This is a genomic window from Pirellulaceae bacterium (assembly GCA_029243025.1).
Classification (GTDB): Bacteria; Planctomycetota; Planctomycetia; order Pirellulales; family Pirellulaceae.
This window is the reverse complement of record JAQWSU010000042.1, coordinates 32,090-47,702: the sequence shown is the minus strand read 5'-3', so window position 1 is coordinate 47,702 and position 15,613 is coordinate 32,090. Positions and strand designations below refer to the sequence as shown.

The window sequence follows — 15,613 nt, the reverse complement described above, 5'->3', positions numbered from 1 at the left end:
CAGCAAACACGCCATGCTCCTCGATCGCTCTACGAGCCAATTGATTGGCGACAGGCGGCCATTTGCCGGCCCGAGTCGTCCGGGCCCGAACTGCTGCAACCAAAAGCCTGACTAGCGAGCTTCGTCTGCCCCAGCTTGACTCGGAATCAAATCGAGAAGCATGAGCTGAGGACGACAAAGAAAACGAAGTCGTGGCGCGTTGCCACGCTCCATTCCAATCCCACGTGAAACGGCCAACATTCCGCCATGGGGTATTTTGGTCAAGCCAGTCGCCCAAGACCGCGGGACTGCCGACATCGTCATGATCGGTCCCAAAAAGGGAATTCGTACTTGACCACCATGCGTGTGTCCGGCAATGAGCAAATCGGCAGACACCTCCCCCAAAGCAAAGTCAGGTGCATGGCCAAGCACAATGTGATAGAGATCACTTCCAGCAACCCGAAGTTGAGTATCGAAGGAATCGGCGACAGAAAGCTGCGTAATCTGACAGTCTGAACTCCTGGTGGCTTGGGTTTTGGCACTGGCAGTTGCTGAAACTCGGGAAAAAATCTCCCGCCACCGGGGATGATCCGTGTTGCCGCCAACCGCAAATACCCCTAACGGTGCGGAAAGATCGATTTCCTCAAAGAAAGATTCGTACTGCTTGGCGAGACCGAACCAACTATCTTGCCCTGCCTGCAAATAGTCACCGGCAAACAGAATCATATCCGGTGATTCCGCCGCCAACTTCTGAAACACGTTTCGCTCATAGGCGCCCAACCGGTCAGTCTGTAGATCAGCGACAACTGCGATTCGAATCGGTGCATCGAGTTTGGGCGACTTGACTTTCTGATGAGTGATCTCCAACCACTGTGGTTCAATCAAAAAAGCATCGACTCCGATTCCGACGACCAGCAAACCGGCACAGCAAGTGAAGCCCGACAAAAATCGATTGCGTGAAAAAAATATCATCGATGCGCCGATCCATACCAGCGGCAAGTGCAAGAAAAGTCCGTAACTGACCAGATTTAGTCCGGCAAAAGATGGGCCCACCATAAAAACAGCCAGAGCCAAGAGAGCCAGCAAGTGACCGGCTAGAGTGCAGAAACAGCCGATCCAGGAACGTTGTTTGGCGATCAGCAGCAGGGCGATGAAGTCCAATCCGATCAGCATAAAGTTGTAAGTCAGAACCGCAAATAACATTGATTTACCTGGTGATTCCCTGTCAAAAAACGAGAAGAAAGCAGCGATTTGGTACGGAGGAGGCCCTGATTGGTTCACAAGTCGAAATCTTAGCGATTTCGTCGCACAATTCGTGCTTTGCGGTGGATTATCGTCCATTTTGGCCAACATCCTGGCCCAAACGCTGCAAACGGTATTCCGATCACGTTTTAGCGTTACCCAACCCCGCAGCAACAGGGCAATAGCACTGGTAAATTGGCGGCGTTCGATGTTGAATACAGGGTAAGCTGACGCCTATGCTTTGGCTGACAAGCCGTTTGATCCCATCGTTTTCGCCCCATCCTGTCGGCGAAAGATGTGATCGTTTTGCGATGAGAAACCGATGACCTCAGCACAACTGGAACAAGCCGATCCGATCCGGTCCGATCTGGACCACACGGATCGTGTCGTTCTTTATCCGACGTTCGGACACCAGTCGGCTGACGGCAAGTCGTGGTACATCGGCGTATCCGGTGTGGTGTTTGAACCGGGCCGTGAAAGTCTGCGAAAACGCATGCTCTTGCGTGTCTTGCAGCGGTTGATGAGCGTGCCGGCGGCGGAACTGCAATCCGAGCTGTTTCAAGATCGGATTTCCTGCTTCCTGGTGGACACGGAGCGGGGTAAACGAGTCGCGGTCCGCATTGGCGACCGAGTCCAGATGCTTCAGCGTCCGTCCAAACGCAATGGTCATTTCCGTGGGTCGCTCCAGATTGCCGCCCACGACCTCGCCTACCTTTCGAATACCAACGAGACACCGACAGGTTGGTTAGATGTAAATGTTGTTAGCGATCACGCCACGGGTAAAGTGGCAGGCCAGACCCAACTGATCGGGCAGACGGGAATCTCGGTGATCTCTGACATCGACGACACGATTAAGATGAGCGACGTGGCCGATCGACGCCGCCTGCTGCGGAACACATTCCTCCACGAGTACGAAGCGGTGGGAGGAATGTCGGAGATTTACCAAGATTGGGCCGTTCGCGGTGCGGCTTTCCACTACGTTTCGTCGAGCCCCTGGCAGCTTTATGCTTCACTGGAAGATTTATTGACTGCATCCGGCTTTCCGGCAGGATCATTCCATTTGAGAAACATCCGCTTACGTGATCCGAGTGTGCTTCGGCTTTTATTTGCACGCAGATCCGGAAAACGGCGCATCATCCACAAGATCGTGAAGATGTTCCCGCATCGGCAATTCTTGCTGGTAGGTGATTCCGGAGAGCGAGATCCGGAGATCTACGGCCATGTGGCCCGTTGCTTTCCCAAGCAAATCCAACGAATCGTGATTCGTCGGGTGGAAGGACGCCAGCTCTCCGATGAGCGGCTCAAGAAAGCGTTTCGAAACTTGCAAAAAACTACTTGGCAGGTTTTTGATCATCCGTCAGAACTGAAAAACCTCGCACTTTCCAGCTAGTTCTAGCGACTCGGCGGGGGACAGGCAGTCGGTTCAGGCGATGTTCGCAGTGGGAATACCCCTTGTGTCCGCTGGGGTTTTCGGCAAAATTAGTGAGTTTACATCAAGGTCCAAGGTGGCCCCGGGGCTGGCGGCAGCGGATTGGTTCGCCCACGCTCCGTTTGAGCACCTGAAAAAAACGGATCGCGACAGTCAAGGTACCACCGATCGGGGATTAGAAGGAGACAATCGTCCATGGCTCGCTACCACGCTGCAAAAGCGAGGGTCAACCGCCGACTAGGATCGATGATATACGAGAGCGCCGGAGCGGTGAGAGCGTCTGAACGACGTGAACATCCGCCCGGAATGCGAACGCGTATTCGACGTCCGTCGAACTACGGCCAGGCTCTGATGGAAAAACAGAAGATCAAGCATTACTACGGCTTGGGTGAACGCCAATTGCGCCGCTATTTTGAGAAAGCGGGACGTCAAAAGGGGAACACGGGCCAGCAGTTACTGATCATCTGCGAACGCCGATTAGACAATATCGTTCGTCGGGCCGGCTTCACGAAGACTCGTCCGCAAGCACGTCAAGGAATCGTGCATGGACACTTCCAAGTGAACGGCGTCAAAGTGACTAGTCCGTCCTATCAACTTCGTCCTGGCGACATCATCACCGTCCGACCGCGAAAAAATCTACAGCCGATCTACCGCAGTCAGATCGAGGAAAGTCAGATCGAATCTGTTGAGTGGCTTGGCGTGGATCGCGAAACGTTGCGAGCCAACGTCCAGGGCCTCCCTGGTCCTAGTGATATTAGCTTGCCCGTCGATGTGAACACTGTCGTCGAATTCCTGTCGCGGTAACATGCAGCAGCACACTCAGCTCGCAGTATTAGGTGGTGGACCTGGTGGCTATGCCGCAGCGTTCATCGCCGCCGATAAAGGCCTCGACGTCACGATCGTCGAACGGGACCAACGACTCGGCGGTACCTGTCTGCTGCGCGGGTGTATCCCCTCGAAGGCTCTACTACACGTTGCACGAGTGATGGGTGAGGTGGAAGAGCTATCTCATGACTGGGGCGTCGATTTCGGCTCGCCCCAAATCAAGCTCGACCGGCTCCGCGCTCGCAAAAACCAAGTCATCGAAACGATGTCGAATGGGCTCAGGCAGCTTGCCAAAAGACGCAATGTTCGCATTGTGAACGCGGCTGGCTCGCTCATTGACTCTAATACCTTGGAACTCAAGGGAGATGACGACTCAATTCCCGAAGGGGGCCGTCTGACGTTCGATCACCTGATTCTCGCCACAGGTTCGACTCCCGCACGACCTGGCTCGCTCGCCATTGAGTCCGATCGTGTGATGGATTCCACGGCAGCGCTCGAACTACGGAGCATTCCAGAATCCTTACTGGTAGTCGGCGGTGGATACATCGGGCTGGAAATGGGAACCGTCTACGCCCATCTCGGCTGCAAAGTTAGCGTTGTAGAACTGACCGACGGCCTGCTACCAGGTGCAGATCGCGACCTCGTCAAACCGTTGCAACGACAACTCAAGACGCTGCTCGACGATCGAATCTACCTCAACACGCGAGTCGGCTCGTTAGGAGAACGGGACGACAAGGTCGAAGTCGCTTTCGAAGGGCCTAACAAATTCGGAACTGAACAGTACGCTCGAGTGCTGGTTTCTGTTGGTCGCCGCCCCAATAGCCGTGACATCGGGCTGGAAAACACCCAAGTAAAAGTCAATTCACGAGGCTTTGTTGAGTGCGATCGGCAACAACAGACAGCGGATCCCAGCATTCTGGCCATCGGCGACTTGGTCGGCGAACCAATGCTCGCTCATAAAGCGTCCCACGAAGCCAAAATTGCCGTGGAAAAACTGCTGGGGGAACCAGCCACTTTCCAACCGGCGGCCATTCCCGCCGTTGTCTTTACCGATCCGGAAATCGCCTGGGCTGGTATCACCGAAGACGAAGCGAAGAAAAACGGGCAAGACTATGTGGTGTCCGTCTACCCCTGGGCCGCTAGCGGTCGTGCTCAAGCACTGGGCCGTTCCGAGGGTCTGACAAAGATCTTGGTAGATCCAGCCACAAATCGTATCATGGGCTGTGGAATTGTGGGGCCAGGTGCCGGAGAGTTGATTGCGGAATCGGTGCTGGCCATGGAGATGGGATGCGAGGTTCGTGATTTAACCGAGTCGATCCACCCGCATCCGACACTCAGCGAAACAATCATGAATGCAGGCGAGGTCTATTTCGGCTCAGCCGTCGAAATCTACAAGCCGCGTCGGCGCTAAGCACGCTTTACGAATCGTCAATCGCAAACGGACTGCTCAGCTGCAGCCGGCCGCAACAAGAAACACAAAGTGTTTCACGCAAATGACTTATATCCATTTTCAAGTTCGACTTTACGCCATTGGCCCAGTCGAAAAAAATGAAGAGATAAGTCTTTGGAGGTCATTACCGCCAACGGGCGGTTCCCCCAACCCATATCTCTGGTAACAAACAACCGGCTTCTGGAAACGCCAGAGCCTTCCGGTTAGTCCGACGAAGCAAGACTAAGGTAGGCTTCCCACTGGCGGGCATCGCTCCGACCAGTTGGCCCGTTCAGTGCTTTCCGCACCCGACGCAACCTCGTCCAGCGGAGGCGGCAGCCGACTCGGAACAGAGCAGACGCAACGACGTCAACTGACGACGTCCATTGACGCACACGTGAAAGGATCCCATGGCAGAAGCAAAAATCATCGGAGACGGAGAACAACCGGTCACCCGTCCCATCCCACCGCCTGTGACTGACGCCGACCCTGCTGAAACCAAGGAATGGCTCGATTCGTTGCAATATATCCTCGATAGCAAAGGTCGCGAACGCGCCCAATACTTGCTTTCGGTGCTTCAGAATCGGGCGGTTCAGGACGGTGTCGAATTACCATTGCAGCTCACGACTCCCTACATCAACTCGATTCCTCAAGATCAGCAGATCGCCTATCCGGGCAACCGAGAGATTGAGCGGCGAATCAAAAGTATTGTGCGTTGGAATGCGATGGCCATGGTCGTACGAGCCAACAAGCGGTTTCCAAGTCTGGGTGGGCATATTTCCACCTACGCGTCCGCCGCAACACTCTACGAAGTCGGTTACAACCACTTCTTTCGAGGACGAGGCGAGTCCGGTTATGACGGCGATCAAATCTATTTCCAAGGTCATGCGTCACCCGGTCCCTACGCACGTGCGTTTCTGGAAAACCGATTATCGGAGGAGAATCTGGACAACTTCCGTCGGGAGTTGCAGCCCACTCAAGGGTTGTCTTCCTACCCCCATCCGTGGCTGATGCCAAATTTCTGGGAATACCCCACCGTCTCGATGGGACTCGCACCGATCATGGCCATCTACCAGGCTCGCTTCAATGAGTATCTGGCAGACCGTGGCATCAAGGATACGTCGAACCAACGCGTCTGGGCCTTCCTGGGAGACGGTGAGTGCGACGAGCCCGAAACGCTGGGAGCGATCACACTGGCGGCGCGCGAAAAACTCGACAACTTGAATTTCGTAATCAACTGTAACCTACAGCGTCTCGATGGGCCTGTTCGTGGCAATGGAAAAATCATTCAAGAACTGGAAGGCATCTTCCGAGGCGCCGGCTGGAACGTCATTAAAGTCATCTGGGGAGATGATTGGGACACGCTCCTCGAAGCCGATCAAACCGGATTATTAATCAAACGGATGGCCGAGGTAGTTGACGGCCAGTATCAAAAGTACACCGTGATGCCCGGCTCGTACATTCGAGAGCACTTCTTCGGAAAATACGCTGAGTTGGCCGAACTCGTCAAAAACTACTCCGACGAGAGACTCGAGCGGATGCGACGGGGCGGTCACGACCCGGAGAAGGTTTTCACCGCTTACAAGGCAGCGACTGAACATGAGGGGCAACCGACTGTCATTCTCGCCAAAACCATCAAAGGCTATGGACTAGGAGAGGCAGGTGAAGGGCGAAACGTCACCCACCAACAAAAAAAGCTAAACGAAGAAGAGCTGAGGGAATTCCGCAGTCGATTTGGCATTCCGATTTCTGACGAAGACATCGCGAACGCTCCGTTCTATCGGCCTCCGGAAGACAGCGTCGAAATGAAGTACTTAAAGGCTCGGCGCAAGGAATTGGGCGGCCCCATCCCGTCGCGACCAACCACTCACCCCACGATGAAGGTGCCAACCCTGGCCGATTACCAACGGACGTTGAAGAAGATCACGAACAGCGAGATTTCTACGACGATGGGATTCGTGCGGCTCCTGAGTGATCTGCTGCGCGACAAGGAAATCGGCAAATGCATCGTACCGATCGTCCCTGATGAGTCACGTACATTCGGCATGGAAGCGCTCTTCCGACAAGTCGGAATCTACGCTCACGCGGGACAGCTCTACGAACCGGTCGATTCCGATCAAATCATGTTCTACAAGGAAGCCAGAGACGGCCAGATCCTCGAAGAAGGGATCACCGAAGCGGGCTCGATGGCTTCATTTAACGCAGCCGGCACGGCCTACAGCCAGCACGGCATCAACATGATCCCGTTCTTTATTTACTACTCCATGTTTGGCTTCCAACGTATCGGAGATCTCATTTGGGCGGCCTCGGATATGCGAGCGAAAGGTTTTATGCTCGGAGCAACTGCGGGCCGAACCACCTTGAATGGAGAGGGCCTGCAACACCAAGACGGACATAGCCTATTAAACGCAATTGCCTTTCCAACCGTCCGCGCCTATGACCCCGCCTTCGCCTATGAAACGGCAGTGATTGTGTTTGACGGCCTGAAGCGAATGTATCAGGATGGAGAAACCGCGATCTATTACATCACGGTTGAAAATGAAAACTACGACATGCCTGCCATGCCGGAGGGAGTTGAGGAAGGCATCATCAAGGGAATGTATCACTTGTCGGCACGAGAAACCGAAAAAGGGGCTCATCGAGTACAACTTTTCGGCAGTGGAGCGATCTTGCGAGCAGCACTCAAGGCACAGGAATTCCTGGCCGAGCGATTTGGAATTGCAAGTGACGTCTGGAGTGTCACCAGTTACACCCAACTGCGACGCGAGGCCCATGAGGTCCGCCGCTGGAATATGCTACACCCAACTGAGAAACCACGAAAATCGTTCCTTGAAAAGACGCTCGATGGTTTCGAAGGACCGGTCATCGCTGCATCGGATTATGTCCGAGCCTTGCCGGAACAGCTGGCGCCCTGGATCCCCGGCGGAATCTTTGCACTGGGAACAGACGGCATGGGACGCAGCGAAACTCGAGAAAATCTTCGACGTCATTTCGAAGTGGATGCACCCTGCATTTCGATTGCAGCCCTGCATCAACTGCAACTGCAAGGAAAGCTGGACGGCGAACTGGTTGCGGAAGCAATTCAAGCAACTGGCGTTGACCCGGACAAAATAGATCCGTTGTACGCCTAGGGGTCGAAAAACCTAAAATTTGGCGAAACACGATGGGCTCGAGCCCAAACACAACATAGGTTTAATCATGGGAATCGAAGTAAAACTGCCCGAATTGGGAGATGGTATTGAGTCTGGCGACATCCTAGATGTGCTGGTTTCAGAGGGTGACACTATCTCCGAAGAACAATCGATTTGCGAAATCGAAACCGACAAAGCGACTGTCGATGTGCCCAGCTCACATGCCGGAAAAGTGGTGAAGATCCACATCAACGCCGGCGACAACGTCGCAATCGGGGCAACACTCATCACGCTGGAAGCCGTCGCGGCAGAAAGCCCGAGCCCGGCCGTCGAACCGTCGGCACCCCCCAGCGAACCCGTCGCACCGCAACCGGTTGCCAGCGAACCCGATACGACGGAACCGCTTGATCCACCACCCGCACCGACGCAGCGGACCCCAGCAGTGGCCCCCAAAGCGCCGCAAGCGGCGCCGCCGACGCCTGCCACACCGTCACCGACGATCACCGACGATCACCAAACTGCCCCCGAACTCGCACCAGCCGGTCCGGCAATACGCCGTTTGGCACGCGAAGTCGGTGTGGATCTCTCGAAAGTTGCTGGAACGGGAGCCAGTGGCCGCATCACGCGTGACGACGTACTCTCAATCGTTCGTCAAGCGTCTACGATCTCACAAGCATCAAAAACCACCGCCCAACCCAGCACGGAATCACCCAGCACGGAATCACCCAGCACGGAACCGACAACCGAAGATGATTGGGGTCCCATTCATGTTGAACGGATGACAAAAATCCGCAAGACGATTGCTCGCAAAATGCATGAGTCTTGGACGAGTGCGCCGCGAGTCACCAACTTCGATGACGCAGACGTCACCGAACTCGAAGCGATTCGACAGGCAAGCAAAGTGGATTATAGTGATCGTGGTATTAAATTGACGTCAATGCCGTTCGTGATCAAGGCCGTCGCCCTGGCATTGAAATCGAATCCGACAATTAACGCGATGATCGACGAAGCCAACGACCAAATCATCTACAAAAAATATGTAAACATCGGCATTGCGGTCGATACGGATCGGGGACTGCTGGTTCCGTCGTTACGCAACGCTGATCACATGGGGATATCCGATGTTGCTCGCGCCTTGGGCACCATTGCGGACAACGCGAGAAACAACAACTTCAAACTCGAGGACCTTCGGGGAAGCACTTTCACGATTAGCAATCTTGGGGCAATCGGGGGCACCTACAGCACACCCATTATCAACGTGCCCGAAGTTGCCATTCTCCTGCTTGGTCGTTCACGAAAACTTCCCGTGGTGGTCAACGATCAGGTCGTCATTCGACTGATGATGCCCCTCAGTTTGTCTTACGACCATCGCTTGGTCGACGGCGCAACGGCGGCCAGATTCTTAAACGATGTCAAAAGCTATTTGGAGCAGCCAAGTCGTTTGCTGATTGCTCCCTAAGGAGCAAATCCTTCCGCCCGACAGAAAAAACGCCCAACGAAAATCGGGCGTTTCTTGATTGCTGATGACGACTAACCGTCACTTTCGAATCTTGAGCATCAGCAACTGCGGTCGTCGCCACAAGGCGGGAACGACACACACCAGAAACGCCATCCCGAGCCAAACGGCGACCGAGGCGGGTTCTGGCACGACGGATTGAGAAAACGTCTGATCAATAAAGGAAACCGTGATCGCGGAAGGATCTCCCGTCGCATCACCAACCAATTGCACGGCGACGTCCAACTCAGACACCGACGAATCAAAGGTTATCTCGTCTGCCGCCTTTGTCGAACCGGGAATTTGATCAAAGATTTCAAGTTCACCTTTTCCACTCATCGTCGAGGTGATTACCACTGATCCCGAGCGAATCGCCGTTGGGTTACCTTGCAAAAGACTACCGGAGATTTGCATCTCCGGATCGAGTGTCGTCACACGATACCCAACATTCATCTGAGAAGCGCCACCCCCAGGATGGTCTATGAAGGCACCAAAGAGACGTATTCCATAATCCCCATAGAAGTCCGTGATCGGGTCAACTCCAACCTCCGAGGCCGGTGGCATATCACCGGTCGACGAAAAGCTGAATTCGTCAAACTTTTTGTCGCCCGAAACGACGGATCCCCCGCTCTCAATCAATTCGGATATCGCGATTGCGGCCTGCGACTGAATTGGACTAGCCAGCAACGCTACGAATAAGAGCAGGTTTGCATATTTCATGAGAAAAGTCATGGAAGCACACTCATCAAGCGTTGGTTTGGGATTCCTGTTTCTACGCCTATCACCCATCCACTATAAGCAGCGACAGAAATGTTTCCCAAGAATTATCCGTTTATTCTGCAAAAGTGCACCCACCTCATAGGATTTGGTTTAGCGATGTAAACAGCTGACAATAAAGCTTGTCGAAATGAATGATCTTTTGTCAAACAATCGGAATATCCGTTCGCGCCACAAATGCCGGCGATACAATCAGAGCTCCCATTCGGCAATCGCATCGTGGCATTCTGGTAGTGCACACTGCAGCCGGTTCGTCACCGTCAGCGATTGCCAATCATGTTCGGTAGGGACGACGACCTACGAGACGACTGGCAGCTTACGGAGTCAAATTCTAATGAAACGCGTAATGATTTTCAGCTGTGTCGTTTCGGCAATGTTCCTTTCATCCGCCGAGGCACAAGTTCGTACGTTGGTGGACATGAATGATGAAAATGCCTGGACTGTCTTTCAAGATCCGGATGCGATCGCTGAATTCAACTTTGACTACAGTATCTACGGAATCCCGAAGCCACCGAGCGGTGGCGACGACACACGCGGAATCCGAATGGCTGCCAATATTGAGTCCGGCGTCGCTTCGGCAATCGCTGCCTCACCGAACGACCTACTCTTGACGGGGCAATATACGGTGGCCGTCGATATCTGGCTCAATTACTACGCAGACATCGCCAAAGTGGGCACGACCGAATTCGGCGGGCTGTTTGTGGGATATGACACCGATACCGACACCGTTTTCAATGGGGCCGGGTTACTCGGGGACACCGATGGAGATTCCGGAACAGACTATCGGCTCTTCAAGGACGCCAATTTACAATTGATTGAAAGTGGCCAGTACGACCTTGAAAGCCTGGATCATACAAATCCCGACCTGGTTGACACGTTCGAGGGAATGGACGTTCCAGCTGAGCAATTAAATGATGACGTTTTTGATCCGCCCAACGAGGATGGATTCGCACCGGATGGCGCACTCGGTTATGGCTGGCACACGTTTGTGGCAGAAGTGGACACCGACGAGGGTACAGCGAACTTTTCGATTGATGGGCTGAGCATCGGAACGATCGATGCCACCATTGGGGAGGAGGTCGTTTTGGAGGGCGGGGTAGCCCTGATGATGGCCGATATTTTCTCATCGGTGGCTCCGGTGCCAGAATTCGCATTTGCCATCTTCGACAATCTTGCCATCGAAACCAAAGGACCGGCCGGTCTTCCAGGTGACTTTAATGGGGATAACGCACTGACAGCTCTGGATATCGACCTGCTTTCGCAGGAGATTCGAGCGGCCGGACAGGACGCCCGTTTTGATCTGAATAAGGATGGAGACATCGATCTAGCAGATTATCAAGTCTGGGTAAAAGATCTAAAACACACCTGGTTTGGCGATGCAAATCTCGACGGTGAATTCACAAGTTCAGACTTCGTGTTCGCCTTTCAAGCCGGTGAATACGAAGATGGCGTCCCCATGAACTCGGGCTGGGGGACTGGCGATTGGAATGGAGACGCTGAATTCGACTCCTCAGATTTCGTGATGGCTTTTCAAGACGGTGGTTTCGAAATTGGGCCACTGCCGGCAACTGCAGCGACCGTTCCGGAACCCTCCACTTGCGGGCTCATCATGGCCGGGATCGCCATGATGATTTTTCACTATCGAAAAAAATAAGTCGCAAGAACGAACTCAACGCTTAGCCGCGGGCAACCCAGCTTAAGCTTCGAGTGCGTGGTAAAACCGATCACGAGCAATGCTACCAACACGAAGCTTGCGACCGCCAACGCGGCCACAAGCTTCCATTTGGACACGGGAGCCACGCCGGTCGCGTTGCCTGTCTTTCCATTCACCGAAAAGTGATAGACCTACCTACGCGTTGTAGCGGTAGATCCACAAAACGGACCGCTAAAGCTACGCTGTCCCACCTCCGTCTCAACCGTACTGCCGCAACTTCGATACTCATCGCTTGCGATCGGTCTTGGTCTGCTTTACTGACGGCAACTGTTTGTTCTGCTCGATGCCGCAGGATGTACAAAACCTATCAGCGTCATCCAACGGCAACCCAATCGCCGCACTTGTCCTGCATAATCGATAACTTATCGTCTTCGACTCGTTTCACCGATTGGACGCTGCGGAGTTGCATCACTTTCAACTCAATCATCGCCAGCGGCTCAGAATCCACATTCCCAATGTCAACAAAGTGCTGACGATCAGGCAAGTAGTGATTGGAAAGTAGAGGCGGGAATTTTCACCTATAATCACCAGATCACCGGGAAGCTTGCCAAACCAAGTCCATTGATTCATTGCCAACCAACAAGCTCCAACCAGAACAATTACAAGTCCCAGCACGATAAGCAACCACCCCGGGTGATTCATCTTGATGCGACCTTTCATTCAGTAAATCCAAGTCAAAAAGTTTTAGTCTTGGGGCTCTTTTTTCATTTGCACCATCATGCGTTCCAACAGTTCCATGGGAAGACCGACCACATTCGATGCGCTACCGTCCAAGAGCGTCAGCCAGTCGGGACCATCTTGGAATCCCAAAGCACCTGCCTTTCCCTGCCAAGCGTCGGTGTCCAGGTAAGCTTCGAGCTGACTTTCGATCAACGGTTCCATCTGTAACTTAGTCACATCTACTTCAATCAAAAATCGATCATCCGGTCGTCGCCAGAGGCAGAGTCCACTGTAGACGTGGTGGACTCGTCCCGACATCAAGGAAAGCATTTTGTAGGCGTGCTTCCGATCGACGGGCTTTCCCATAATCTGCCCCTGGCACTCAGCAACCGTATCGCAACCGATCACCACGGACGGTTCGCGGACCCTTTCGGCAACGTCCATCGCCTTTTGATAGGCCAGACGCCCCACCAACTCGGGTGGCGTTTCACGACTACAGATGCCACATTCCGCATTCTCGTGAGGCAAAATGATCTCGAATTCATAGGCAGCAGCAGATAGCAAATCTCGACGACGCTCTGATTGACTTGCAAGGATTAGCTTCATAGCAGACATTTGGTCCCTGTCGACGAACTGGGTTCGGAGGTATAGTTGCCTGTTCCCGGCTTCCAGACATCCGCGGTAATAAAAATGGAATCAGACGCACTTCGCGTTCTCTACGAAGATAATCACCTGATCGCAATCGACAAGCCCGCGCCGCTGCCAACCATGGGAGTTCCAGCGGATAAAGTCAGCTTGGTTGATCTAACGAAGGCATATTTGAAAAAAAAATACAACAAACCGGGCAATGTCTACCTGGGTGTTGTCAGCCGTCTCGATGCTCCCGTGACGGGAATTGTCCTGTTTGCCAAAACCTCCAAAGCAGCCAGCCGGCTCTGCGACCAATTCCGCGAACGATCCGTCCAGAAAAAGTACTGGGCTTTGATCGAAAAGCCAATTGATCCTCCCCAAGGCGAGCTACAGCACTGGCTCAAGCGCCACGAACGACACCGTAAGGTCCTGATCGCCTCACCGCGAAACCCGGACGCTCAAGAAGCACGACTTTGCTACACCACCGTGGCAAATCTAAAAAGCCGATCATTGCTGGAAATTGAATTGATTACGGGTCGTAAACATCAGATTCGCGTTCAACTGGCAGCCGTTGAACGGCCGATCGTGGGTGACCGAAAATATGGGAGTTCGGCAAAATTTCCCGCCGGAATTGCCCTGCATTCACGGGCCTTGATGCTGGAGCATCCGGTGCAAAAAACCGAATTAGCGTTGCAAGCGCCGCTGCCCAGTTATTGGCCGCGTCAAGTGATCCAGCAAGGCGAACAGTGAAGCGAGGCGTTTCGGGCCAGCAAGGTGAATAAAACTGTTGATCTTCTGAGAAAATGGTACACTGTCGGCAAGACAGGGGTCAGTTCTGTCTCCCTCTGAGCGTTTCCCTGAGCAATCGAAATTCGCACGAAAGTATCAAGTAAGGTGGTCGTTTCGAAACAGTCACCCTTTGTTCGCTCAGCCCTTTTGAGCGGACAAGTCTCTCAAGCACAGGTCGACGACGCGATCAACCGAGTGCGTGAGTCGGGCGGACTGAGTGCGCTACCTGCGGTGGAAGTGGGCGATGAACGTCTGGCCGACGAACTGACCAAGATGGGGATCCTCACTCCCTATCAAGCTGCACAATTGCGGCAGGGCAATACCCGACTCAATCTGGGCCCCTATGTGATCGTCGATTTTTTGGGGCAGGGGGGCATGGGGCAAGTTTTCGTGGCCCTTCATCAAATGATGGAACGAAAGGTGGCCATCAAGGTCTTGCCCCAAAGCAAGTCAACCAACGATTCCATTGCCAACTTCAAACGAGAGATTCAAACCCAAGCCAAACTAGACCATCGAAACTTGGTCCGCGCCTATGATGCGGGACACGATGGAAACGTCTATTTCCTTGTCACCGAATATGTACCCGGAACCGATCTGCGTCGGCTCGTCCGCTCGCGCGGACCGCTGACGATGAAACAAGGAGCTTCGGTCATCACGCAAGCCGCCTTGGGAATCGAATATGCCCATTCGCAAGGATTGATTCACCGGGACGTCAAACCGGGCAACCTCCTGGTCACCCCCGAGGGCGCCGTCAAGGTATCAGACCTCGGTTTAGCCGGATTTCTGGACGAGGGGCAAAACGACCCACGAGCGGGAAAAATTGTGGGGACGGCCGACTATTTGGCGCCCGAGAAAATCACAACACCTCTCGACGTCGCCCCCGTCAGCGACATCTATTCGCTCGGATGCACGCTCTACTATGCAATCACCGGCAAAGTTCCCTTTCCGGGGGGAACGACACGCGACAAAGCGCGTCGACACTGCGAGGAAACACCCTGGCACCCACGCAAATTTAATCCAGATATTAGTGATGAGTTTGTCGATTTAATCGCCGACATGATGGAAAAAGATCCAACGCAACGTTTGGGCACGGCACGAGACGTCGTGCAGCGATTGGAACCATGGGCCGACGCGGTTGCTCCGCTTCCCCACCCCACGATGACCAAGTCGCCCTGGCAACCTCCGCCCGTACCGAGCGGGCGTGAAGAAACGGTCGAAGACTTAAGTGAATTGGCCCGTGATGTGGCAGAGGATAGCCAGGACGGTGGCGGCCCCACCGGCTCGGAAGAGCTAAGCGGAACGTCGCAGAGTACCGATGGCGTATCGGGACAGGATACGCTCGGACCCTCTGACCAATTGGTGGTGCCCATGCCACCCCCGGCCCCCATCCGCGAAAAGAAAACGGATGTGACGGCCAGCATTATCAAAGCGTTGGCGATCGCCATCCCGATCGCTTTCGTCGCCGGTGGCCTCATCACTTTTCTATTTATGGAATTCGTCCAGTAGCCGATTT

Annotated in this window: 12 protein-coding genes; 8 read left to right on the top strand and 4 right to left on the bottom strand. The window is 53.9% G+C overall.

From position 1 onward, the window contains the following. Positions 1 to 111: 111 nt before the first annotated feature. A complete protein-coding gene (locus tag P8N76_18210; protein ID MDG2383612.1) occupies positions 112 to 1,182 on the bottom strand; it encodes a metallophosphoesterase in 1,071 nt (356 codons plus the stop codon). Positions 1,183 to 1,543: 361 nt separating this feature from the next. Here P8N76_18210 and P8N76_18205 point away from each other — a divergent pair, with 361 nt between their 5' ends. The 5 genes from P8N76_18205 (at position 1,544) to P8N76_18185 (ending at position 9,494) form a co-directional block, all read left to right on the top strand. Further along, positions 1,544 to 2,611, top strand: coding sequence for a DUF2183 domain-containing protein (locus P8N76_18205; GenBank protein MDG2383611.1), 1,068 nt, complete (start codon positions 1,544 to 1,546; stop codon positions 2,609 to 2,611). Positions 2,612 to 2,845: 234 nt separating this feature from the next. Continuing rightward, the gene (gene rpsD / locus P8N76_18200) at positions 2,846 to 3,454 is read left to right on the top strand and encodes a 30S ribosomal protein S4 (GenBank protein MDG2383610.1); all 609 of its coding nucleotides are present in this window, start codon (positions 2,846 to 2,848) and stop codon (positions 3,452 to 3,454) included. 1 nt (position 3,455) lies between these two features. Then, positions 3,456 to 4,886, top strand: coding sequence for a dihydrolipoyl dehydrogenase (gene lpdA / locus P8N76_18195; protein MDG2383609.1), 1,431 nt, complete (start codon positions 3,456 to 3,458; stop codon positions 4,884 to 4,886). Positions 4,887 to 5,314: 428 nt separating this feature from the next. Next, positions 5,315 to 8,035 carry a pyruvate dehydrogenase (acetyl-transferring), homodimeric type gene (aceE, locus tag P8N76_18190; GenBank protein MDG2383608.1) on the top strand — a complete coding sequence of 907 codons (2,721 nt, stop codon included), beginning with the start codon at positions 5,315 to 5,317 and terminating at the stop codon, positions 8,033 to 8,035. A 67-nt stretch (positions 8,036 to 8,102) separates the two neighbouring features. After that, complete coding sequence (locus P8N76_18185) at positions 8,103 to 9,494, top strand: 2-oxo acid dehydrogenase subunit E2 (GenBank protein MDG2383607.1); 1,392 nt, start codon at positions 8,103 to 8,105, stop codon at positions 9,492 to 9,494. Between the two features lie 78 nt (positions 9,495 to 9,572). On the opposite strand, the gene P8N76_18180 is transcribed toward P8N76_18185, so the two are convergent. Beyond that, complete coding sequence (locus tag P8N76_18180; protein ID MDG2383606.1) at positions 9,573 to 10,262, bottom strand: hypothetical protein; 690 nt, start codon at positions 10,260 to 10,262, stop codon at positions 9,573 to 9,575. A 379-nt stretch (positions 10,263 to 10,641) separates the two neighbouring features. Between P8N76_18180 and P8N76_18175 the strand changes: the two genes are divergently transcribed. Continuing rightward, positions 10,642 to 11,961: a hypothetical protein gene (locus P8N76_18175; GenBank protein ID MDG2383605.1), complete on the top strand. Its 1,320-nt coding sequence runs from the start codon at positions 10,642 to 10,644 to the stop codon at positions 11,959 to 11,961. A gap of 483 nt (positions 11,962 to 12,444) precedes the next feature. Here P8N76_18175 and P8N76_18170 read toward each other — a convergent pair whose 3' ends face one another. Beyond that, positions 12,445 to 12,681, bottom strand: a complete 237-nt coding sequence (locus P8N76_18170) for a DUF2905 domain-containing protein (protein ID MDG2383604.1) — start codon at positions 12,679 to 12,681, stop codon at positions 12,445 to 12,447. Between the two features lie 24 nt (positions 12,682 to 12,705). Further along, on the bottom strand, positions 12,706 to 13,296 hold the full coding sequence (locus P8N76_18165; protein ID MDG2383603.1) for a Maf family protein: 591 nt from the start codon (positions 13,294 to 13,296) through the stop codon (positions 12,706 to 12,708). Between the two features lie 75 nt (positions 13,297 to 13,371). On the opposite strand from P8N76_18165, the gene P8N76_18160 reads away from it, so the two are divergent. Further along, positions 13,372 to 14,061 (top strand): RNA pseudouridine synthase, encoded by a 690-nt coding sequence (locus P8N76_18160; GenBank protein ID MDG2383602.1) that lies wholly within the window; start codon positions 13,372 to 13,374, stop codon positions 14,059 to 14,061. A 144-nt stretch (positions 14,062 to 14,205) separates the two neighbouring features. Continuing rightward, positions 14,206 to 15,606 (top strand): serine/threonine-protein kinase, encoded by a 1,401-nt coding sequence (locus tag P8N76_18155; GenBank protein MDG2383601.1) that lies wholly within the window; start codon positions 14,206 to 14,208, stop codon positions 15,604 to 15,606. Positions 15,607 to 15,613: the final 7 nt, after the last annotated feature.